Origin of the sequence: Streptomyces sp. NPDC053427 (assembly GCF_044544985.1) — a bacterium.
In the GTDB taxonomy this organism is placed as follows: Bacteria; Actinomycetota; Actinomycetes; order Streptomycetales; family Streptomycetaceae; genus Streptomyces.
This window is the reverse complement of record NZ_JBITYA010000002.1, coordinates 535,442-555,808: the sequence shown is the minus strand read 5'-3', so window position 1 is coordinate 555,808 and position 20,367 is coordinate 535,442. Positions and strand designations below refer to the sequence as shown.

Below are 20,367 nucleotides of genomic sequence, written 5' to 3'. Positions count from 1 at the left end.
TCACCCTACGGGGCGTTCCCGCTGGCTGGGCAGCACGGGGCGGCCCGCGCCGCGCGGGACGGGTGCCTCCGGGATCCGGGCGGCGAATGCGTCCGAGGTCGGTTTCCCGGCCTCGCCCGCCTCCGCGGCGGCCAGTGCGGCCGTCGGGCCGTGACCGGCCACCGCGGCGGAGAACCGCTCCGCGCCCCCGGGACCCATCGGCCCCCGCTCCGGCCGCTCGGCCCGTTCCGGCCGCAGCGCGGGCTCGGGCGCGCCGCTCTGCGGCCGGCGCGCGCGGTAGGCCGCGCGGTAGGCCGCGGGCGAGGCGCCCAGCTGCCGCCGGAAGTGGCCGCGCAGCGCGACCGGCGAGCGGAATCCGCAGCGCCCGGCGACCTCGTCCACCGAATAGTCGGAGGTCTCCAGCAGCCGCTGGGCCTGCAGGACCCGCTGGGTGATCAGCCACTGCAGCGGGGCGCTCCCCGTGAGGGAGCGGAACCTCCGGTCGAAGGTGCGACGGCTCATATAGGCGCGCGCGGCGAGCGTCTCCACGTCGAACTGCTCGTGGAGGTGCTCCAGCGCCCAGGCGACGACCTCGGCCAGCGGGTCGGCGCCGATCTCCTCTGGTAAAGAGCGGTCGAGGTAGCGCTGGTGCCCCATGTCGGAGGCGGTACGGCGCGGCGGTACGACCAGCCGGCGGGCCAGCGCATTGGCCGCGTCCGCGCCGTGGTCGGTCCGCACGATGTGCAGACACAGGTCGATGCCGGCCGCCGTCCCCGCGGAGGTGAGCACATCGCCGTCGTCGACGAAGAGCTCGCGGGGGTCGACATGGACGGACGGATAACGCTTGGCGAGCGTCGGCGCGTACATCCAATGGGTGGTGGCCGGACGGCCGTCGAGCAGTCCGGCCGCGGCGAGGACGAACGCCCCCGTGCACAACCCGACGATTCTGGCCCCTTCTTCGTGCGCGCGGCGCAGCGCATCGAGCGCGGCGGGCGGCGGGGCCTGGGTGATGGAACGCCAGGCCGGTACGACGACCGTCCCGGCACGGGAGATCGCCTCCAGCCCGTAGGGGGCGGAAAGTTCGAGCCCCCCGGTCGTGCGCAAAGGCGCATCTTCGCCCGCGCACACAAGTAGCCGGTACCTCGGAACGCCTGCGTCTTGGCGGTCGATGCCGAAGACCGAGAGCGGAATGGAGCTCTCGAAAATGGGGCCGCCGCTGAAGAGGAGCACCGCGACTATTTCGCGGCGTCGTCGGGCGGCGAGCTTGCGTGCGGCATCTGGTACGGCAGCGGAGTCCTGGCTCATGGCACTTAAGCCCCCCTCGGTCGTCTCGCCCTCTCGGTCCTGCACAGTTCCCCCGCCGTTACTACCAAGATCGAATCTACTGTGTCCCGTGAGGATGGAGTGCCAAGTTCACCACCCGCTGGTATGTCGATATGGCAACTTGGCGCGAAGCATTCGATCACGAAGCGTTCCACTCGTCGGCCCTGCATGGGAAGTACGCGTCTCGGCTCTGCCCGTTCGCAGTAGGACACAACCATGCCCAGCGGTCCTTTCCGCCCAGCTCACACCCAGGTTGAGGGGGGGTGGGGGCAAGGGGCGGATCTTGGCTAGAAGTTGGCTGAAAACGGTCGCGCGCAGACTTGCGGACGTCCTAATCGACCGGCGTACGCCGGTGATAGTGCAGGTCGCCCCCGCGCGCTCCCGCCCTGATATGCCCCATTCTGCCCCGGTGCTGCCCGGCCTCGCGGACCCGGACCCTGGCCGCGGTCCGTTCGGATTGCCGCAGCAGTGCGCGGCAGGCGCAGGTCACCGCCGCGAGACCGGCGGTGGCGCCGGCCGCGCCGCCGACCGGGGTGCCGCTCATGATCAGTACGAAGGGCACCAGGGCGCAGCTGAATGCTCCCCAGCGCACAACATCGCTCACTGAGTCGGGTGATCTCTTGGACGGCGCGGGCATCGCGGGCTCCCTTCCGGCGGGCAGCTACTACAACGCCGCCGGCGATCATGGGTCACCGCGATGGGTACGTACGGGGGCAGGCCGGGGCATTGCCATCCGGGCTACGCTCCGGCATGCTCCGGGGAACGTTCGAGGCCCCGACCCCCCTCGAAGGGCGCCCCGCGTCCACGGCGGGATCTGGGCAGCGGAGGAGTGGCGCCGTACTCTTGGGGTATCGGGTTGGGAAGATGATTCCCAGTCGTATCGTTCCTCTTTGAACTATGGCTCCCGCTCCGCCATCGAGCCAGCTCAGTCAACTGCCGGATCAAGTCAATCGCCGTTCCCCGTTCGCCCCTCCGCAAGAGGACGTCCTCGCCGAGACACCAATGGCCGGTCACGAATTCCCCGAACCCGCGGACCGCAAGCAGGTCGCCGATCCCCTGGCGGACCTGGAAGCGGCGGAAGAGAAACGCCATTCCTGCGACCCCGCCTTCCAGCACGGCGTGGTGGTCGGCTTCGACGGCTCCATGTCGAGCGAACGCGCATTGGCGTATGCAATCGGTATGGCCCGGCGCTTCGGCTCCGGGCTGATCATCGTCCATGTGGCCAACCGGCTGCCGACGACCGTCTGGGCGGGCTGTGAACCCCCGGTCTTCGTGGATGTCCCCGATCACCGCACCGAAGTGCTGGGCCTGGAGCTCGCCTGCGCCGACCACCTCACCGAGGTCCCCTGGATCCTCGTCGAGCGCGGCGGGGACATCTGCCATGAGCTGGAGGAGGTCGGCCGGGAGTACGAGGCCGACGCCATCGTGGTCGGGTCCACCCATGGCCTCGTCGGCCGGATCTTCGGGTCGGTGGCGGGGCGGTTGGCGCGGCGCGCGCAGCGCCCGGTGATCGTCATCCCCTGAGCCCCCGTCGGAGGGACGCCGTCCGCGGTGTGCGACCGGTTCTCCTCGGTTTGCGCATAGTTGAGGGGGCGTCATGGGGATTGTGGGCAGCCCGTCGGCTACCGGCGCGTAGAAGTGCAACGCGCCCCCGCGAGGGGTAAAAGACCGTCACCTGTTTCGCGGCACCGACGTGCTGCCCACCGGGAGGTGACGGTCTCCGGGGTGGCGGCATCCCGCCGGCGTATGGGCGACGCCGGCACAGGGGAGGCGACCGGTCCGCGCGTATGGTGGCACGCGCGGACCGGCCGCCCGCCCGGGGGCTGACGGGTGATTACTCCACGGTGACCGACTTGGCCAGGTTGCGCGGCTTGTCGATGTCCCGGCCCAGGGCCAACGCCGTGTGGTAGGCGAGCAGTTGGAGCGGGATGCCCATCAGGATCGGGTCCAGCTCGGGCTCGTTCTTGGGCACGACGATGGTGTGGTCGGCCTTCTCCTGCTCCTGGTGGGCGACGGCCAGGATGCGGCCGCTGCGGGCCTTGATCTCCTCCAGCGCGGCGCGGTTCTTCTCCAGCAGGTCGTCGTCCGGGACGATCGCGACCGTCGGCATCGCGGGCTCGATGAGCGCCAGCGGACCGTGCTTGAGCTCGGAGGCCGGGTAGGCCTCGGCGTGGATGTAGGAGACCTCCTTGAGCTTCAGGGAGGCCTCGCGGGCCACCGGGTAGCCGCGCACCCGGCCGATGAACATCATCGACTTGGCGTCCGCGTACTTGACCGCCAGCTTCTTGATCTCGTCCTCGCCCTTGAGGATCTCGTCGATCTGGCCGGGCAGCCTGTGCAGGCCCTCGATGATCCGCTTGCCGTCCGCGACGGACAGGTCGCGGATGCGGCCGAGGTGCAGGGCGAGCAGCGCGAAGGAGACCACCATGTTGGTGAAGCACTTGGTGGAGACCACGCAGACCTCGGGGCCGGCGTGCACGTAGATGCCGCCGTCGGTCTCCCGGGCGATCGCCGAACCGACCACGTTCACCAGGCCCAGCACCCGCGCACCCTTGCGCTTGAGCTCCTGGACGGCCGCCAGCACGTCGTAGGTCTCACCGGACTGGGAGACCGCCACGTACAGGGTGTCGGGGTCCACGACCGGGTTGCGGTAGCGGAACTCGGAGGCCGGCTCGGCGTCCGAGGGGATGCGGGCCAGCTCCTCGATCATCTGGGCGCCGATCTGACCGGCGTGGTACGAGGTGCCGCAGCCGAGGATCTTGACCCGGCGCACCCCGCGCGCCTCGCGGGCGTCCAGGTTCAGGCCGCCCAGGTGGACGGTGGAGAAACGCTCGTCGATCCGGCCGCGCAGCGCGCGGTCCACCGCCTCCGCCTGTTCGGAGATCTCCTTGTGCATGTACGTGTCGTGGGCGCCCATGTCGTACGACTCGGCCGCGTACTCCACGGTCTCCGGAGCGGACGTGGTCCGCGAGCCCTCGGTGGTGTACGTGCGGTAGTCGTCGGCCTTCAGGGTGGCCATCTCGCCGTCGTCCAGGGTGACGACCTGGCGGGTGTGCGAGACCAGGGCGGCGACGTCGGAGGAGACGAACATCTCGTGCTCGCCGATGCCCAGCACGACCGGGGAGCCGTTGCGGGCGACGACGATGCGGTCGGTGAAGTCGGCGTGCAGGACGGCGATGCCGTAGGTGCCCTCGATGTGCCGCAGCGCCTCGCGGACCTTCTCCTCCAGCGTCGGGGCCTGGGAGCGGCCGATGAGGTGGGCCAGCACCTCGGTGTCGGTCTCGGAGGCGAAGTCGACGCCGTCGGCGGTCAGCCGGGCGCGCAGGTCGGAGGCGTTGTCGATGATGCCGTTGTGGACGACCGCGACCTTGCCCTCGGCGTCGTGGTGCGGGTGGGCGTTGTCGTCGGTGGGCGCGCCGTGGGTGGCCCAGCGGGTGTGCGCGATGCCGGTGGTGCCCGCGAACCGCTTGGGCAGCCGGGACTCCAGCTCCCGCACCCGGCCCTTGGCCTTGGCGGTCTTCAGGCCCGCGGTCTTGCCGCTGCCGCCCGCGTGGATGGCGATGCCCGCCGAGTCGTAGCCGCGGTACTCCAACCGCTGCAGGCCCTCAAGGAGCAGCGGAGCAACATCGCGCTTGCCGATATATCCGACGATCCCGCACATACAGCGACCTCCGAGTCAATCGTGGTGACGGACGTTCTTACGTTCTTGATCTGTTCCGGAGCGATCCGCTCCGGGTGTGTTCGGCGCCGTGCCGGGCGCGTCAGCCGTAGACGAGGCGGCGCAGCTGGCGTATCGAGAGCGGCGGCGGGGTCACGGCGCGGTGCGGCAGCTCCTGCGCGATCTGCTCGAAGATCGCTTCGTTCCGCAGTCCCCGGGACTGCAGCTCGCGGTGTCTGCGGCGGACGAACCCCTCGGTGGTCTCGTCGAAGTACGCGAGCACGTCCAGGACCACCCGGGCTGCCTCGCCGCGCTGTAGCGGCGTGCTGCGTACCAGGTGGTCGACGAGGTCCTCGTGGGACGGGCGGCGATCGAGCACCCGTTGATACTGCGGGGCGGCGTCGGGAATCGCAAGAAATCTGCCCGCTATCGGGCAAGTCCCTGAGATGGCGTCCGGAAACTGGTCTAAACCTTGACCGCGTACGAGGCTCACGGTACGCATGGTCACCGTTCGGTCGCTCCATGCCATGCAGGACATGCCAGGCACACCATGTCGATCACACCTGCCGTGCACGATGTTCGGGAAGGGAGCGTCGATGAGACGACGCAGACTCCTCTTTTCGCTGCTGCTGATCGCGGCGGCGGGCCTGGGAACCGCCGCCGCGCCGCCCCAGCCGTCCGCCACCGCCCCCACACCGCTCGACCGGGTCGTTCCCGCGCCCGCCTCCGTACGGCCCGGCCAGGATGCCTACGCGCTCGGCCAGGGCACCCGGATCCGGGTCCCCGGCGGATCGGACGAGGCCCGGCGGATCGCCGGCTACCTGGCGGACATGCTGCGCCCGGCCACCGGATTCCGCCTGCCGGTCACCACCGAGGACGGCCGGGACGGCATCGTGCTGCGGCTCGGCGGCGCCGGGGCCAAGGGGCTGGGGGCGGAGGGCTACCGGCTCACCTCCAGCGGCCGCGCGGTGACCATCAGCGCCGGCCGGCCCGCCGGCCTCTTCCACGGCGTCCAGACGCTGCGCCAGCTGCTCCCCGGGGCCCTGGAGAAGCGCACCGAGCAGCCCGGCCCGTGGCGCATCGCCGGCGGCACCGTCGCCGACTCCCCGCGCTACGCCTACCGCGGCGCGATGCTCGACGTCTCCCGGCACTTCTTCACCGTCGACCAGGTCAAGCGCTATATCGACCAGCTGTCGATGTACAAGATCAACAAGCTGCATCTGCACCTCTCGGACGACCAGGGCTGGCGGATCGCCATCGACTCCTGGCCGAAGCTGGCCACGTACGGCGGCTCCACCCAGGTCGGCGGCGGCAAGGGCGGCTACTACACCAAGGACGACTACCGCGAGATCCTGCGGTACGCCGAGAGCCGCTATCTGACCGTGGTCCCCGAGATCGACATGCCGGGCCACACCAACGCCGCGCTGGCCTCCTACGCCGAGCTCAACTGCAACGGCCAGGCGCCGCCGCTCTACACCGGCACCAACGTCGGCTTCAGCTCGCTGTGCGTGCCCAAGAAGGTGACGTACGACTTCATCGACGACGTCATCCGCGAGATCGCGGCGCTCACCCCCGGCCGCTACCTCCACATCGGCGGCGACGAGGCGCACTCCACCAGCCATGACGACTATGTGGCCTTCATGGACAAGGTGCAGCCGGTGGTCGCCAAATACGGCAAGACGGCGATCGGCTGGCACCAGCTGACCGGCGCCCACCCGGCCGAGGGCGCCGTCGCCCAGTACTGGGGCTACGACAAGACGAGCGCGGCGGAGCGGCAGCAGGTCGCCGACGCGGCCCGCAACGGCACCGGGCTGATCCTCTCGCCCGCCGACCGCGCCTACCTCGACATGAAGTACGACAAGGACACGCCGCTCGGGCTGAACTGGGCGGGCTACGTGGGCGTGCAGCGGTCCTACGACTGGGACCCGGGGACGTACCTGAACGGCGCCCCCGAGGACGCGGTACTGGGCGTCGAGGCGCCCCTGTGGTCCGAGACCCTCTCCACCTCCGCGCACATCGAGTACATGGCCTTCCCGCGGCTGCCGGGGATCGCGGAGCTGGGCTGGTCCCCGGCGGACACCCACGACTGGTCCGCCTACCGCGAACGGCTGGCCGCGCAGGGGCCCCGCTGGGACGCCATGGGGATCGACTACTACCGCTCACCGGAGGTGCCCTGGCCGGGCCGGTGAGTCACCCGGCGCGGGCGGGCGGGACGGGCCGTCCCGCCCGCCGGCCGGGCAATCCGGAGCGGGGAATCCGTGGATCCGAGGGCGGTCCTACGCCCCGATCCCCAGCTCCCGCGCGATCAGCATCCGCTGGACCTCGCTCGTGCCCTCGCCGATCTCCAGGATCTTCGCGTCCCGCCACATCCGGGCGACCGGGTACTCGTTCATGAAGCCGTAGCCGCCGTGGATCTGGGTCGCCTCGCGGGCGTTGTCCACCGCGATCTCGGAGGAGTAGAGCTTGGCGAGCGCGGCCTCCTTCTTGAAGGGCTCGCCGAGGACGAGGCGGGAGGCGGCGTCGCGCCAGGCCAGCCGGGAGGTGTGGGCGCGCATCTCCATGTCGGCGAGCTTGAACTGGATGGCCTGGTTGGCGCCGATCGGGCGGCCGAAGGCCCGGCGCTCCTTGGCATAGGTCACCGACTCGTCCACACAGCCCTGCGCCAGGCCCGTGGCCAGCGCCGCGATGGCGATCCGGCCCTCGTCGAGGATGCGCAGGAACTGGGCGTAGCCGCGGCCTTCCTCGCCGAGCAGGTTGGCGGCCGGCACCCGGACGTCGGAGAAGGACAGCTCGCGGGTGTCGGAGGCGTTCCAGCCGACCTTGGAGTACGGGGCGCCGACGGTGAAGCCGGGGGTGCCGGACGGCACGATGATCGCGGAGATCAGCGGGGCGCCGTCGTCCTTGCGGCCGGTGACGGCGGTGACGGTGACCAGGCCGGTGATGTCCGTGCCGGAGTTGGTGATGAAGCACTTGCTGCCGTTGATCACCCAGTGGTCGCCGTCGCGCACCGCCGTGGTCCGGGTCGCGCCCGCGTCCGAGCCGCCGTCCGGCTCGGTCAGGCCGAACGCGCCGAGCACCTCGCCGCTGCACAGCTTGGGCAGCCACTCCCGCTTCTGCTCCTCCGTGCCGAAGCGGTAGACCGGCATGGCGCCGAGCGAGACGCCCGCCTCCAGGGTGATCGCCACCGACGAGTCGACCCGGGCCAGCTCCTCCAAGGCGATGCCGAGCGCGAGATAGTCGCCGCCCATCCCGCCGTACTCCTCCGGGAACGGCAGGCCGAACAGGCCCATCTCGCCCATCTGGCGGACGATTTCGTAGGGGAACGCGTGCCGCTCGTAGTAGTCGCCGATCTTGGGGGCGACGACGTCGTGTGCGAACGCCTCGACCGTGCGCCGGAGTTCTTCCAGCTCGGCGGTCAGACGGTGATCCAGGGGCATGGGGTCACTCCTTGTGGGAGAGGGCGCGAACGGTGCGGGAGGGGCTGGGACGGCCCAGGACGTCGGCCAGCCAGACGCTGGTGGCGGTCAGCCGGCCGAGGTCGACGCCGGTCTCGATGCCGAGGCCGTGCAGCATCCACACGAGGTCTTCGGTGGCGAGGTTGCCGGTGGCGCTCTTGGCGTACGGGCAGCCGCCCAGGCCGCCCGCCGAGGCGTCGACGGTGGTGATGCCGTGCTGGAGCGCGGCGAAGGTGTTGGCCAGGGCCTGCCCGTAGGTGTCGTGGAAGTGGACGCCCAGGCGGGAGGTGGGCACGCCCGCCTCGTTCAGGGCGGCGAGCAGATGCTGGACATGGCCGGGGGTGGCGACGCCGATGGTGTCGCCCAGGCTCAGTTCGTCGCAGCCCATCTCGAGCAGGGCGCGGCAGACGCGGACCACCTGGGCGAGCGGGACCGGGCCCTCCCAGGGGTCGCCGAAGCACATCGAGAGGTAGCCGCGGACGTGCACCTTGGCGTCCCGGGCCCGCGCGACGACCGGCGCGAACATCGCCAGCGCCTCGTCGACCGTGCGGTTGAGGTTGGCCTTGGCGAACGACTCGGTGGCGCTGCCGAAGACCGCGATCCGGCGGGCGCCCAGGGCGAGCGCCCGGTCCAGGCCGCGTTCGTTGGGCACCAGGACCGGCAGGCGGTGCGGGTCGAGATCGCCCAGGAGCGGGAACAGGGCCTCGGCGTCGGCGAGTTGGGGGACCCACTTGGGGTGGACGAAGCTGGTGGCCTCGACCAGGGGCAGGCCCGCGTCGGCGAGGCGGCGGATGAACTCCGCCTTGATCCCCGTGGGGACGACCGCCTTTTCGTTCTGCAGGCCGTCGCGGGCGCCGACCTCGTGGATCGTCACGCGGGTGGGCAGCCCCTCCGCCTGGACCGTCATCGGGAGGCCGGGTACGGGGAGTGCGGCGGCAGGGGTGTCGTCGGTGGTCATGGCGCGGGCTCCTCGGCGGGCTCGTGCGGGGCGACGACTGCCAGGATCTGGTCCATGGCGACCGTCGTGCCCGCGATGACGTCCAGTTCGGTGACGGTCCCGGCGTGCGGCGCGGCGATGACGTGTTCCATCTTCATCGCCTCCACCACCAGCAGGCCCTGCCCGGCGGTGACCTCGTCGCCGACGGCGACCTTGACGACGGTGACGGTGCCGGGCATCGGGGCGGCGAGGGTGTCCACGCCGTGCCCCCGGGCCGCCCCGCTCAGCGTCGCCGCCACCGGGTCGTGGTCCTGGACGTGCCAGGAGTCGCCGTCCCGGCCGAGCCAGTCGCCGCCGCGGTGGAAGGTGTGCACCACGCCGTCGACGGTGACCCGTACGCGGTCCGGCGCCACGTCCGCGGGAGCGCCGGGGAGGATGTCGTAGGGGACCGGGTCGTGGCCCGCGACGCGCAGCCAGTGGCGGACCGGGGCGGGCTCGCCGCCCAGCCGGAAGCCGTTCGGGGCGGCGAACGGGTCGCGCCAGCCCCCCGCGGGCACCGCCGGCTCCAGTGCCGCCTGCCGCACCGCCGCGGCCGCCGCATACACCTCGTCGGGCACCGCGCCGTCCACCAGGGCCGACGCCTCCCGCTCCACCAGCCCGGTGTCCAGCTCGCCGGAGACCACATCGGGGTGGGCGAGCAGCCGGCGCAGGAAGCCGGCGTTGGTCGTCACGCCGAGGGTGACCGTCTGCGCCAGGGCCGCGCGCAGGGTGCGCAGCGCCGCCGCGCGGTCCGGCCCGTAGGCGATGACCTTGGAGAGCATCGGGTCGTAGAGGCTGCCGACCTCCGCGCCCCGGGACAGGCCGGAGTCGGTCCGCACCTCCCCGCGCTCCCGGCCGCCTCCCCATGCGCCCTGCGGCTCGTGCAGCGCGAGGACCGTGCCGCCGGTGGGCAGGAAGTCGCGGGTGGGGTCCTCGGCGCAGATGCGGGCCTCGACGGCGTGCCCGGTGAGCGCGATGTCCTCCTGGGCGAAGGGGAGCCGCTCGCCGGCCGCGATCCGCAGCTGCCACTCCACCAGGTCGTAGCCGGTGACGAGTTCGGTGACCGGGTGCTCGACCTGGAGGCGGGTGTTCATCTCCATGAAGAAGTACGAGGCGGGGTCCTTGCCGGGGACGATGAACTCGACGGTGCCCGCGCCCCGGTAGCCGCAGGAGCGGGCCGCCTGGACGGCCGCCTCGCCCATGGCGGCGCGGGTCGCCTCGTCCAGCAGGACCGAGGGGGCCTCCTCGATGACCTTCTGGTGGCGCCGCTGGAGGGAGCATTCGCGCTCGCCGAGGTGGACGACGCTGCCGTGGCCGTCCGCCAGCACCTGGATCTCGATGTGCCGGGGCCGGTCGATCCAGCGCTCGACCAGCAGTGTGTCGTCGCCGAAGGAGTTGCGGGCCTCGCGCCGGGCGCCGGCGATCCCCTCGCCGAGCAGCGCCTCCTCGCGGATCAGCCGCATGCCCTTGCCGCCGCCGCCCGCGGACGGCTTGAGCAGCACCGGCATCCCGATCTCCCGGGCGGCGGCGGCCAGTTGGGCGTCGTCCAGCCCGCTGCCGGAGGAGCCGGGCACGACCGGCACGCCGGCCGCCCGTACCGTCTCCTTGGCCCGGATCTTGTCGCCCATCAGGTCGATGGCCTCGGCGGACGGGCCGATGAAGACCAGCCCCGCGTCCGCGCAGGCGCGGGCGAAGCGGGCGTTCTCGGCGAGAAAGCCGTAGCCGGGGTGGACGGCCTGCGCGCCGGTCCGGGCGGCCGCCTCCAGGAGGCGGTCGATGGACAGATAGCTCTCGGCGGCCGGTGCGGGGCCGATCCGGACCGCCGTATCGGCCTCGTGGACGTGCCGGGCGTCGGCGTCCGCATCGCTGAAGACGGCGACCGAGCGGATGCCGAGGGCGCGCAGCGTGCGGATGACGCGGACGGCGATCTCGCCGCGGTTGGCGACCAGAACCGTGTCGAACATTCTCTTGGCCATCCCTTTCACATCCGGAAGACGCCGTAGCCGGTCGCCGCGGCGTCCCGCGAGGGAAGCGGGGCGTTGGCGCAGGCGGTCAGGGCGAGCCCCAGTACCTGGCGGGTCTCCATGGGGTCGATGACGCCGTCGTCCCACAGCCGCGCGGTCGCGTAGTAGGCGTTGCCCTGCGTCTCGTACTGCTCGCGGACCGGCGCCTTGAAGGCGTCCTCGTCCTCGGCGCTCCACTCCTCGCCGCGCGCCTCCAGCTGGTCGCGCTTGACGGTCGCCAGGACGGACGCGGCCTGCTCGCCGCCCATCACCGAGATCTTGGCGTTCGGCCACATCCACAGGAAGCGGGGGGAGTAGGCCCGGCCGCACATGGAGTAGTTGCCCGCGCCGTAGGAGCCGCCGATGACGACGGTGAGCTTGGGGACCCTTGTGCACGCCACGGCCGTCACCATCTTCGCGCCGTGCTTGGCGATCCCGCCCGCCTCGTAGTCGCGGCCCACCATGAAGCCGGAGATGTTCTGGAGGAACAGCAGGGGGATGCCGCGCTGGTCGCACAGCTCGATGAAGTGCGCGCCCTTCTGGGCGGATTCGGAGAACAGGATGCCGTTGTTGGCGACGATCCCGACCGGGTGGCCGTGCAGATGCGCGAAGCCGGTGACCAGCGTCGTGCCGTACTCCGCCTTGAACTCCGCGAAGCGGGAGCCGTCGACGAGCCGGGCGATCACCTCCCGCACGTCATAGGGCGTACGGGAATCCGCGGGCACCACGCCGTAGAGGCCGGCCGGGTCGTGCTTGGGCTCCTCGACGGTCCGCACCGTCCAGGGGAGGGGGGTGCGGTCGCCCAGGGTGGAGACGATGGTGCGGACGATGCGCAGCGCATGGGCGTCGTCCTCGGCGAGGTGGTCGGTGACGCCGGAGGTCCTCGCGTGCACCTCGCCGCCGCCCAGCTCCTCGGCGGTGACGACCTCGCCGGTGGCGGCCTTCACCAGCGGCGGCCCGCCCAGGAAGATCGTGCCCTGGTTGCGGACGATCACGGCCTCGTCGCTCATGGCGGGGACGTAGGCCCCACCGGCCGTGCACGAGCCCAGTACGGCGGCGATCTGCGGGATGCCGGAGCCGGACATCCGCGCCTGGTTGTAGAAGATCCGTCCGAAGTGCTCGCGGTCGGGGAAGACCTCGTCCTGCATGGGCAGGAAGGCGCCGCCGGAGTCCACGAGATACAGACAGGGCAGGCGGTTCTCCAGGGCGATCTCCTGGGCCCGCAGATGCTTCTTGACCGTCATCGGGTAGTACGTGCCGCCCTTGACCGTGGCGTCGTTGGCCACGATCACCGTCTCGCGCCCGGAGACCCGGCCGATCCCGGCGATCACCCCGGCGGCCGGCGCGGCCCCGCCGTACATGCCGTCGGCGGCCAGCGGCGCCAGCTCCAGGAACGGCGATCCCGGGTCCAGCAGGGCGTCCACCCGGTCGCGGGGCAGCAGCTTGCCGCGCGCGGTGTGCCGCGCCCTGGCCTTCTCGCCGCCGCCCAGCCGGGCCGCCGCGAGCTTCTCGCGCAGCCGGTCGGCCAGTTCGCGGTGCGCGGCCTCGTTGGCCCGCCAGGAGTCGGACGCCGGATCGGCGACACTCCCCAGCACCGGTGCCTGCTCCATCTCTACGAGCCCCCTTGCCCGACGGTGGTCAGTGACTGTGCAGTGGCCGTGACGCAGGGCCGCGGTCGGCGGCCGAGGCGAGCGGCCGCGGTTAGTGACCGTTAACTTCGTTTCTCCCAGGTTAACGAGCACTAACCCGGCTGTCTACAATTGGCCGCATGAGTAATGCGCATGCGCCCGCCACCAGCCGCCGCGAGCAGATCCTCAAGGAGGCGGCCCGGCTCTTCGCCGAGCGCGGGTTCCACGGCGTCGGCGTGGACGAGATAGGGGCCGCCGTGGGCATCTCCGGCCCCGGCCTCTACCGCCACTTCGCCGGCAAGGACGCGATGCTGGCCGAGCTGCTGGTCGGCATCAGCGAGCGGCTGCTGGAGGGCGGCCGGATGCGGATCGCGGAGGGCGGCGAGAGCCCCGAGGCGGTGCTCGACGCACTGATCGACGGCCATATCGACTTCGCGCTGGACGACCGGCCGCTGATCACCGTGCACGACCGCGAGCTGGACCGGCTGCGCGAGGCCGACCGCAAGCGGGTGCGCCAGCTCCAGCGGCAGTACGTCGAACTGTGGGTGGCGGTCGTCCGCCAGGTCCACCCCGGCCCCTCCGAGTCCCAGGCCCGCGCCGCGGTGCACGCCGTCTTCGGCCTGCTCAACTCCACCCCGCACCTCGGCCGTCCGGGCGCGCTCCCGGGCCGTACGGAGATGGCGCAGCTGCTGCACCGGCTGGCGCTGGGGGCCTTCGGCGCGGTGGCCGCGGTGGAACCTGCGGAGCCCGCGGCAGCGTCGTAGCTCTCATCGAACACCTCTGGACAGTTCCGGTGACCGGCCGGTAGCTTTCGCCGGGTACAGAAGCTGAGCAAGCGCTTAGCCAGTGGCGGCGGTCAAGGAGGCGACGTAGCAATGCGCCGTACGGTGTTCAACGAAGATCATGAGGCGTTCCGCGAGACCATACGCGCCTTCATCGAGGCCGAGGTCGTCCCCGTCTACGACGAGTGGTGCGCCGTCGGTCAGGCACCGCGCGACTTCTACTACAAGCTCGCCGAACTGGGCGTCTTCGGCATCCGCGTCCCCGAGGAGTACGGCGGCGCCGGCATCGAGTCGCACAAGTTCGAGGCCGTCATGTACGAGGAGACCGCCCGCGCGGGCGTCACCTTCGGCGGCTCCGGCGTGCATGTGCTGCTCGGCCTGCCGTACATCCAGATGCTCGCCACCGACGAGCAGAAGAAGCGCTACCTGCCGAACTTCGTCAGCGGCGAGGAGATGTGGGCGCTCGCCATGACCGAGCCGGGCACCGGCTCCGACGTCGCGGGCATGAAGACCACCGCGAAGCTCTCCGACGACGGCACCCACTACGTCCTCAACGGCGCCAAGACCTTCATCACCGGCGGCGTGCACGCCGACCGCGTCATCGTCTGCGCCCGCACCGCCGCCCCGCGCGAGGACGACCGCCGCTTCGGCATCTCGCTCTTCGCCGTGGACACCAAGTCCGAGGGCTACTCCATCGGCCGCAAGCTGGACAAGCTCGGCCTGAGGGTCTCCGACACCGCCGAGCTGGCCTTCGTCGACGTCAAGGTCCCCGTCGAGGACCTGCTCGGCGAGGAGAACAAGGGCTTCGCCTACCTGGGCCACAACCTCGCCTCCGAGCGCTGGGGCATCGCCTTCGGCGCCTACGCGCAGGCCAAGGCCGCCGTCCGGTTCGCCAAGGAGTACGTGCAGGACCGCACCGTCTTCGGCAAGACCGTCGCCTCCTTCCAGAACACCAAGTTCGAACTGGCCGCCTGCCAGGCCGAGGTGGACGCCGCCGAGGCCGTCGCCGACCGCTCGCTCGAGGCCCTGGACGCCGGCGAGCTGACCCCGGCCGAGGCCGCCTCCGCCAAGCTGTTCTGCACCGAGGTCGCGCACCGCGTGATCGACCGCTGCCTCCAGCTGCACGGCGGCTACGGCTACATGAACGAGTACCCCATCGCCCGCCTGTACGCCGACAACCGCGTCAACCGCATCTACGGCGGCACCAGCGAGGTCATGAAGTCCATCATCGCCAAGTCCATGGGCCTCTAGGCCGCCGGGGCACTGCACACGTGAACGACGCCCTGCACTCCCTGCTCGATCTGCTCGCCCTGGAGCGGATCGAGCAGGACATCTTCCGCGGCCGGAGCCGCGCCTCGGTCGTCCCCCGGGTCTTCGGCGGCCAGGTGGCCGCCCAGGCCCTCGTCGCGGCCGGGCGCACCGTCCCCGCCGACGTTCTCCCGCACTCCCTGCACGCGTACTTCCTGCGCCCCGGCGATCCCGGCGCGCCCATCGTCTACACCGTCGACCGGATCCGCGACGGCCGGTCCTTCACCACCCGCCGCGTCGTCGCCGTCCAGCACGGTCAGCCGATCTTCCACCTCTCCGCCTCGTTCCAGGTGCACGAGGAGGGGCTGGAGCACCAGGAGCCGATGCCGGAGGCGCCGGACCCGCTGTCCCTGCCCACGGCGGCCGAGATGCTGCCCCGCCACGCCGAACGCTTCCTGACTCCGGAGGTCGCCGAGCGGCTGCTGGAGGCCCGGGCCGCGATCGATCTGCGGTACGTGGACGAGCCGCCCTACGTCACCGTCGGCGAGCCGCGCGAGCCGCGCTCCCAGGTCTGGTTCCGCACCCAGGGCAAGCTCGACGACGACGGCGAGATCCCCCGCCCGCTGCTGGACATCTGCCTCGTCACCTACGTCTCCGACATGACACTCCTGGACTCGATCCTGCTGGCGCACGGCAGGGGCGGCTGGGCGGTCGGCGACGTGGTCGGCGCGAGCCTGGATCACGCGATGTGGTTCCACCGGCCGCTGCGCGCCGATGAATGGCTGCTGTACGACCAGGAGTCCCCCACCGCCCAGGGCGGCCGCGGCCTGGGCAAGGGCCGCATCTTCACCGAGGACGGACAGCTGGCGGTGTCGGTGATCCAGGAGGGCGTCATCCGGGTGCCGCGGGGATAGGCCTGCCGGGGCGGGAACACCGCCCCGACCCGCCACGTTGTGGCCCCGCAGGGGGCGCTCGCATCCCTTAGGGGATCTGTTCGCCCGTGCCCTGGGGGATCCGTGCGTGCCCCAGGGGCCTCCCGGCTCAGGCCACCCCGGCCGCGTCCAGCAGGTAGGCGGTCAGCGGGTCGTAGTAGCGGGGGCTGATGACGTGGTCGTCCAGCGGGACGGTCACCTGGAGCGTGCCCTCGGCCTCGCCCAGGAACAGCGCCGGGTCGTTGCAGTCCGCGAAGCCGATGGTGTCGATGCCGCGCTGGGCGGCGCAGCCCGCCCAGCCGTGGTCCGCCATGACCAGGTCCGGGCGCGGGCTGCCGTCCCGCTCCAGCTGGTCCAGGATCGCCGACATCGGCGCGGGGGAGTGGGTGTGCCACAGGCTCGCACCGCGCTCCAGCACCGCCACGTCCGCGAACTGCACCACCAGGCCGTCCGCCACGGCCACGATGCCCGGCACCGTCATGATCTCGCAGCCCTTGGCGCGCAGCGCCTGCGCCGTCGCCCGGTGCACATCCAGCAGCCCGCCCGGGTGGCCGGTCGCGAACAGCACCCGGTGCCGGCCGGCCGCCGCCTTGCGCAGGAGCGCCGCCGCCCGCTCCAGCGCGTCCACCGTCAGCTCGGGGTCGATGGTGTCCTGGCCCTGCCGGTGGTGGGGATCGTCGCTCACCCCGCAGCGCTCCGCCATCACGGCGAGCACGTCCTGCTCGTCCGTCCACCGTTCGCCGAGCTCCAGCCCGAGCCAGTAGTGGCGGTCACCGTTGGCGAGCTTGCGGTAGTGGTCGAGGTTGTTCTCGCGAGGGGTGGCGACATCACCGGCGATCCGGGTGCGCACCAGATGATCGACGAGCTCGGCGCGCGAGGGGGCGGAGGCTTCTGCGGATATCGGCATAGCGCCATTGTGCCCGTACGGACCGCGCGGGGCCGGGGAGTTCCGTAGGCCGGACAACGGCCCCGCGCCCGGCGGCCCCTGGCCAAAACGTCCAACGCTCCCCGCCCGCCCTCCGCAAATGTCCATGGGCCGCGCCCGTGCGGGTCCCTACCCTCACCCTCATGACCACCGCAGCCAGCGCATCGAACGAGCCCGTGGGCCCCGTCGACTCCTCCCGCATCCCGCGTTACGCCGGTCCGGCGACCTTCGCCCGCCTGCCCCGCCTCGATGAGGTCGGCGGCCGGGCCGATGTGGCCGTCGTCGGCGTCCCCTTCGACAGCGGCGTCTCCTACCGCCCCGGCGCCCGCTTCGGCGGCAACGCCATCCGCGAGGCCTCCCGCCTGCTGCGCCCGTACAACCCGGCCCAGGACGCCTCCCCCTTCGCGCTCGCCCAGGTCGCGGACGCCGGCGACATCGCCGCCAACCCCTTCAACATCAACGAGGCCGTCGAGACGGTCGAGGCCGCGGCCGACGACCTGCTGGGCACCGGCGCCCGTCTGATGACCCTCGGCGGCGACCACACCATCGCCCTTCCCCTCCTGCGCTCGGTCGCCAAGAAGCACGGCCCGGTGGCGCTGCTCCACTTCGACGCCCACCTGGACACCTGGGACACCTACTTCGGCGCCGAGTACACCCACGGCACCCCGTTCCGCCGCGCCGTCGAGGAGGGCATCCTCGACACCTCCGCCCTCTCCCACGTCGGCACCCGCGGCCCGCTCTACGGCAAGCAGGACCTCACCGACGACGAGAAGATGGGCTTCGGCATCGTCACCTCCGCGGACGTCTACCGCCGCGGCGCCGACGAGGTCGCCGACCAGCTGCGCCAGCGCATCGGCGACCGCCCGCTGTACATCTCCATCGACATCGACGTCCTGGACCCGGCCCACGCGCCCGGCACCGGCACCCCCGAGGCCGGCGGTATGACCTCCCGCGAGCTGCTGGAGATCCTGCGCGGGCTGGCCTCCTGCAACCTGGTCTCCGCCGACGTCGTCGAGGTCGCCCCGGCCTACGACCACGCGGAGATCACCGCCGTCGCCGCCTCGCACACCGCCTACGAGCTGACGACGATCATGTCGCGCCAGATCGCGGCGGCGCGGCAGGGCCAGTAGCGGATCCGGCGGCCGAGCCGGCCGGCGGCAGCGCCCGGCCACCGGCCCGGCGCGCCGGCCGCGGCCGCCGTCCCCGCCGGGGTCACAGCGGTGGCCGGTCCGTTCTCCCCCGACGGCACGGCCACGTGCCGTCCGCCACGCGGTGCGGGGCCGCGGGGGCTCAGTCGTTGTGGAGGGGGTAGATCCACGCGCCGGCGGTGGAGCCGTGCCGGTCGATGGTCCACAACGCGTCCTCGATGTGCTGCCGGAGCAGATGTGCCTCGATTTCGTTCTCCGTGAAGTCCAGGATCTGCCGGCCGGCGATCCAGTGGGCCGCCTTGGTGAGGAAGGGCTCCAGGCCGCTGGCTACCGAGGTGCCTTCCAGGCCGTCCTCGCCAGGGCCGGCGGGCATGCGCAGGACGAGGCCGGTGGGCCCGTCGACGACCAGCGGTCCGCCCATCCAGCGGCCGATCCTGAAATAGGGACCCGAGGTCGTCGGGGTTTCCAGAGCGTCCGCCCAGGCGATCTCCGACAGGAAATCGGGACGATCCGGTTCGAGGGCGAGTCCCCTCGCGTCCATGACGGGGAGCCCGCACCCGGACAGCGCTCGCCGGGCGGCTTCGTCGGTGAGCCCGGCCGGCAGCGAGTCCTCCGGGGTCCGGACGATCACCGGCTCGTCGAACAGTTCCGCCAGGTCCGTCGGAGCGGGATCGGGGGCGTGCCGCGGGCGGGTCGGGCCGGCCACTGTCGGGCAGCCGGAGAGGGGCAGGCCGCGCGGTGCTTCGAGCCCTGGGAAGGCGGCTGGTTCGGCGGGCTCCACGGCGAACAGGCCGCCCACGCCCGCCACGACGACACGGTCGCCCACGGTGAGCGCGAGGTGGAGCAGTTCCTCGTCGGGGCCGTCGTCCGCCCGGTCGGCGTCCTCGAAATCGCCGAGGGCGGCCGGGCCGTGGGTGTCGTGCGCGTCGGGGTCCGTCCAGGTGAGCGCTTGCCGGGCGTCCTCCGGCAGGTCGTCCTCGTGCCACGGACCGCCGAGCAGTGCGCCGGTGGCGACGTCCCGCACATGGACGTGTGCTGCCTCTGCGGCTTCGACGGCCACGGCGGGGCGACCCCGCCAGTGCACTCCGTACAGGTCGTCGACGGGACCGGGCCTGAGATACCGGGGGTGGTACCCGCCCGGGGGCCGCCAGTGGGCCCAGGACGTCGTCCACGGCAGCCGCACGCCGGAGTCCGCGAGGGCCGCAGCCAGGACGGAGTCCTCGCGGGCGGTGGCCATCAGGTGCAGCCACGCGGCCCACTCGGGCTGGGTGCGTGGGGCCACTCCGTAGCTCCAGAGGTGCACGGCGTCCGCCGCGGGACTGTTCCCCGGGACCGATCCGCCGTAAGCGCAGTGCGCCGCGTCCAGCAGCGCCTCCTGGGTCAGGTTGGCGAGGGCTTCGCCGTCGGTCAGCAACTCCTCGAACCGCCCCGCACGAACGGCGTGTGCGGCCAGCCCTTCCGCGGCGTAGCGCCCCAGGTCGCCCGACGCGCCCCAGCCTTCGGGGTGGCGCAGCTGGGGGGCCAGCCCTCTGAGCCACTCGACCAGGTGCCGGCTGACCCGGCGTGCCGCCTCCGGATCGGTGGCCTTTCGGAGGGACTCGGCCAGCCCCTCATCGACGAACGCGGCGCAACCGGCGCTCACCGTCACGAGGCCGGGGAACCGGACCGCGAGGTCTTCCAGTGCGGCCGCGTCGACACCGTCGAGGCCGTCGGCCGCGGCGAGTTCCTGCCACACCGGAAGCGGGACCCGGCGCGGCTCCGCCAGCGCCAGAGCCCGGACGGGGGCCGGTACGTGAGGTGGGTCGGCGTGCGGGAGGGAGCCGTCGGCGTCCTTGAGGTGGAGGACGAACTCGGGAGCCGGCGGACCGGCCTCCGACGGAGCCGCCACGACCACACCCGTCCGGCGCTGGTGGCTGAGCCGCTGTGCGAGTCGGCCCCGTACCTGGGCGGGGCGTGCCGAGTGCCGGGTACGGCCCGCTCGGTGCACGTTCTTGAGCAGGATGAGCGTGTCGGCCGTGAAGTATTTGCGCAAGTGGCGCCAGGGCGTGCCGGTCCGGGCGGTGTCCGGGACGCCGACGAAGTCCAGCACCTCCGTCACGACCTCGTCGGCCGTGCGCCCGGTGGCGTCGAGGAGCAGGCTTCGAGGCGCACGCCGGTGCACTTCCTGCAGCACGTCGTCCGCGTCGCGTCCGCCCACGACGTCGCCGCGGCGCGCGGTGCGGTGTTCCTCGTTCCACCACTGGAGAACGCGCGCGACGGCTTCGTCGGGCGAGAGGTGGCGGTCGTCGGGAGAACTGGGTTGATTCACGG

The 20,367-nt window shown here is 72.0% G+C and carries 16 protein-coding genes; 6 read left to right on the top strand and 10 right to left on the bottom strand.

Going from position 1 to position 20,367, the window contains the following annotated elements:
• A complete protein-coding gene (locus tag ACIGWZ_RS07090) occupies window positions 1-1,284 on the bottom strand; it encodes a GlxA family transcriptional regulator (RefSeq protein ID WP_400061652.1) in 1,284 nt (427 codons plus the stop codon).
• Between the two features lie 349 nt (window positions 1,285-1,633).
• Window positions 1,634-1,906 (bottom strand): hypothetical protein, encoded by a 273-nt coding sequence (locus ACIGWZ_RS07085; RefSeq protein ID WP_400061650.1) that lies wholly within the window; start codon window positions 1,904-1,906, stop codon window positions 1,634-1,636.
• Between the two features lie 398 nt (window positions 1,907-2,304).
• Between ACIGWZ_RS07085 and ACIGWZ_RS07080 the strand changes: the two genes are divergently transcribed.
• Window positions 2,305-2,826: a universal stress protein gene (locus tag ACIGWZ_RS07080; RefSeq protein WP_400061649.1), complete on the top strand. Its 522-nt coding sequence runs from the start codon at window positions 2,305-2,307 to the stop codon at window positions 2,824-2,826.
• A 310-nt stretch (window positions 2,827-3,136) separates the two neighbouring features.
• Here ACIGWZ_RS07080 and glmS read toward each other — a convergent pair whose 3' ends face one another.
• Window positions 3,137-4,963 carry a glutamine--fructose-6-phosphate transaminase (isomerizing) gene (gene glmS, locus ACIGWZ_RS07075; protein ID WP_400061647.1) on the bottom strand — a complete coding sequence of 609 codons (1,827 nt, stop codon included), beginning with the start codon at window positions 4,961-4,963 and terminating at the stop codon, window positions 3,137-3,139.
• A 100-nt stretch (window positions 4,964-5,063) separates the two neighbouring features.
• Complete coding sequence (locus ACIGWZ_RS07070; protein ID WP_400061645.1) at window positions 5,064-5,339, bottom strand: hypothetical protein; 276 nt, start codon at window positions 5,337-5,339, stop codon at window positions 5,064-5,066.
• Between the two features lie 217 nt (window positions 5,340-5,556).
• On the opposite strand from ACIGWZ_RS07070, the gene ACIGWZ_RS07065 reads away from it, so the two are divergent.
• On the top strand, window positions 5,557-7,149 hold the full coding sequence (locus ACIGWZ_RS07065) for a beta-N-acetylhexosaminidase (protein ID WP_400061643.1): 1,593 nt from the start codon (window positions 5,557-5,559) through the stop codon (window positions 7,147-7,149).
• Window positions 7,150-7,236: 87 nt separating this feature from the next.
• Here the strand turns inward: ACIGWZ_RS07065 and ACIGWZ_RS07060 are convergent, their stop codons facing one another.
• The 4 genes from ACIGWZ_RS07060 to ACIGWZ_RS07045 are packed head-to-tail and all read right to left on the bottom strand — an operon-like array spanning window position 7,237 to window position 13,004.
• Entirely contained in the window at window positions 7,237-8,397 is a 1,161-nt protein-coding gene (locus ACIGWZ_RS07060) for an acyl-CoA dehydrogenase family protein (RefSeq protein WP_400061641.1), read from the bottom strand.
• A 4-nt stretch (window positions 8,398-8,401) separates the two neighbouring features.
• The gene (locus tag ACIGWZ_RS07055; protein WP_400061639.1) at window positions 8,402-9,373 is read right to left on the bottom strand and encodes a hydroxymethylglutaryl-CoA lyase; all 972 of its coding nucleotides are present in this window, start codon (window positions 9,371-9,373) and stop codon (window positions 8,402-8,404) included.
• Window positions 9,370-11,355, bottom strand: coding sequence for an acetyl/propionyl/methylcrotonyl-CoA carboxylase subunit alpha (locus ACIGWZ_RS07050; protein ID WP_400061637.1), 1,986 nt, complete (start codon window positions 11,353-11,355; stop codon window positions 9,370-9,372). Before ACIGWZ_RS07050 ends, ACIGWZ_RS07055 begins: the two co-directional genes overlap by 4 nt.
• A gap of 17 nt (window positions 11,356-11,372) precedes the next feature.
• Complete coding sequence (locus ACIGWZ_RS07045) at window positions 11,373-13,004, bottom strand: carboxyl transferase domain-containing protein (protein ID WP_400061635.1); 1,632 nt, start codon at window positions 13,002-13,004, stop codon at window positions 11,373-11,375.
• A gap of 158 nt (window positions 13,005-13,162) precedes the next feature.
• Between ACIGWZ_RS07045 and ACIGWZ_RS07040 the strand changes: the two genes are divergently transcribed.
• The 3 genes from ACIGWZ_RS07040 to ACIGWZ_RS07030 all read left to right on the top strand — a co-directional run bounded on the left by ACIGWZ_RS07040 (window position 13,163) and on the right by ACIGWZ_RS07030 (window position 15,966).
• A complete protein-coding gene (locus ACIGWZ_RS07040) occupies window positions 13,163-13,786 on the top strand; it encodes a TetR/AcrR family transcriptional regulator (RefSeq protein WP_400061633.1) in 624 nt (207 codons plus the stop codon).
• Window positions 13,787-13,897: 111 nt separating this feature from the next.
• Window positions 13,898-15,055, top strand: coding sequence for an acyl-CoA dehydrogenase family protein (locus ACIGWZ_RS07035; RefSeq protein ID WP_400061632.1), 1,158 nt, complete (start codon window positions 13,898-13,900; stop codon window positions 15,053-15,055).
• 20 nt (window positions 15,056-15,075) lie between these two features.
• A complete protein-coding gene (locus tag ACIGWZ_RS07030; RefSeq protein WP_400061630.1) occupies window positions 15,076-15,966 on the top strand; it encodes an acyl-CoA thioesterase in 891 nt (296 codons plus the stop codon).
• 127 nt (window positions 15,967-16,093) lie between these two features.
• On the opposite strand, the gene ACIGWZ_RS07025 is transcribed toward ACIGWZ_RS07030, so the two are convergent.
• A complete protein-coding gene (locus ACIGWZ_RS07025; protein WP_400061628.1) occupies window positions 16,094-16,891 on the bottom strand; it encodes a phosphatase in 798 nt (265 codons plus the stop codon).
• Window positions 16,892-17,052: 161 nt separating this feature from the next.
• Here ACIGWZ_RS07025 and speB point away from each other — a divergent pair, with 161 nt between their 5' ends.
• A complete protein-coding gene (gene speB / locus ACIGWZ_RS07020; RefSeq protein ID WP_400061626.1) occupies window positions 17,053-18,039 on the top strand; it encodes an agmatinase in 987 nt (328 codons plus the stop codon).
• 160 nt (window positions 18,040-18,199) lie between these two features.
• On the opposite strand, the gene ACIGWZ_RS07015 is transcribed toward speB, so the two are convergent.
• Entirely contained in the window at window positions 18,200-20,365 is a 2,166-nt protein-coding gene (locus tag ACIGWZ_RS07015) for an SUKH-4 family immunity protein (protein WP_400061625.1), read from the bottom strand.
• Window positions 20,366-20,367 lie beyond the last annotated feature (2 nt).

Excerpts from the sequence above, each read along its gene's own strand:
- ACIGWZ_RS07055 (WP_400061639.1), bottom strand. The coding sequence starts at position 9,373 with ATGACCACCGACGACACCCCTGCCGCCGCACTCCCCGTACCCGGCCTC.
- ACIGWZ_RS07080 (WP_400061649.1), top strand. The coding sequence starts at position 2,305 with ATGGCCGGTCACGAATTCCCCGAACCCGCGGACCGCAAGCAGGTCGCC.
- ACIGWZ_RS07040 (WP_400061633.1), top strand. The coding sequence starts at position 13,163 with ATGAGTAATGCGCATGCGCCCGCCACCAGCCGCCGCGAGCAGATCCTC.
- ACIGWZ_RS07045 (WP_400061635.1), bottom strand. The coding sequence starts at position 13,004 with ATGGAGCAGGCACCGGTGCTGGGGAGTGTCGCCGATCCGGCGTCCGAC.
- ACIGWZ_RS07035 (WP_400061632.1), top strand. The coding sequence starts at position 13,898 with ATGCGCCGTACGGTGTTCAACGAAGATCATGAGGCGTTCCGCGAGACC.
- ACIGWZ_RS07025 (WP_400061628.1), bottom strand. The coding sequence starts at position 16,891 with ATGCCGATATCCGCAGAAGCCTCCGCCCCCTCGCGCGCCGAGCTCGTC.
- ACIGWZ_RS07060 (WP_400061641.1), bottom strand. The coding sequence starts at position 8,397 with ATGCCCCTGGATCACCGTCTGACCGCCGAGCTGGAAGAACTCCGGCGC.
- ACIGWZ_RS07050 (WP_400061637.1), bottom strand. The coding sequence starts at position 11,355 with ATGTTCGACACGGTTCTGGTCGCCAACCGCGGCGAGATCGCCGTCCGC.
- ACIGWZ_RS07065 (WP_400061643.1), top strand. The coding sequence starts at position 5,557 with ATGAGACGACGCAGACTCCTCTTTTCGCTGCTGCTGATCGCGGCGGCG.
- ACIGWZ_RS07090 (WP_400061652.1), bottom strand. The coding sequence starts at position 1,284 with ATGAGCCAGGACTCCGCTGCCGTACCAGATGCCGCACGCAAGCTCGCC.
- glmS (WP_400061647.1), bottom strand. The coding sequence starts at position 4,963 with ATGTGCGGGATCGTCGGATATATCGGCAAGCGCGATGTTGCTCCGCTG.
- speB (WP_400061626.1), top strand. The coding sequence starts at position 17,053 with ATGACCACCGCAGCCAGCGCATCGAACGAGCCCGTGGGCCCCGTCGAC.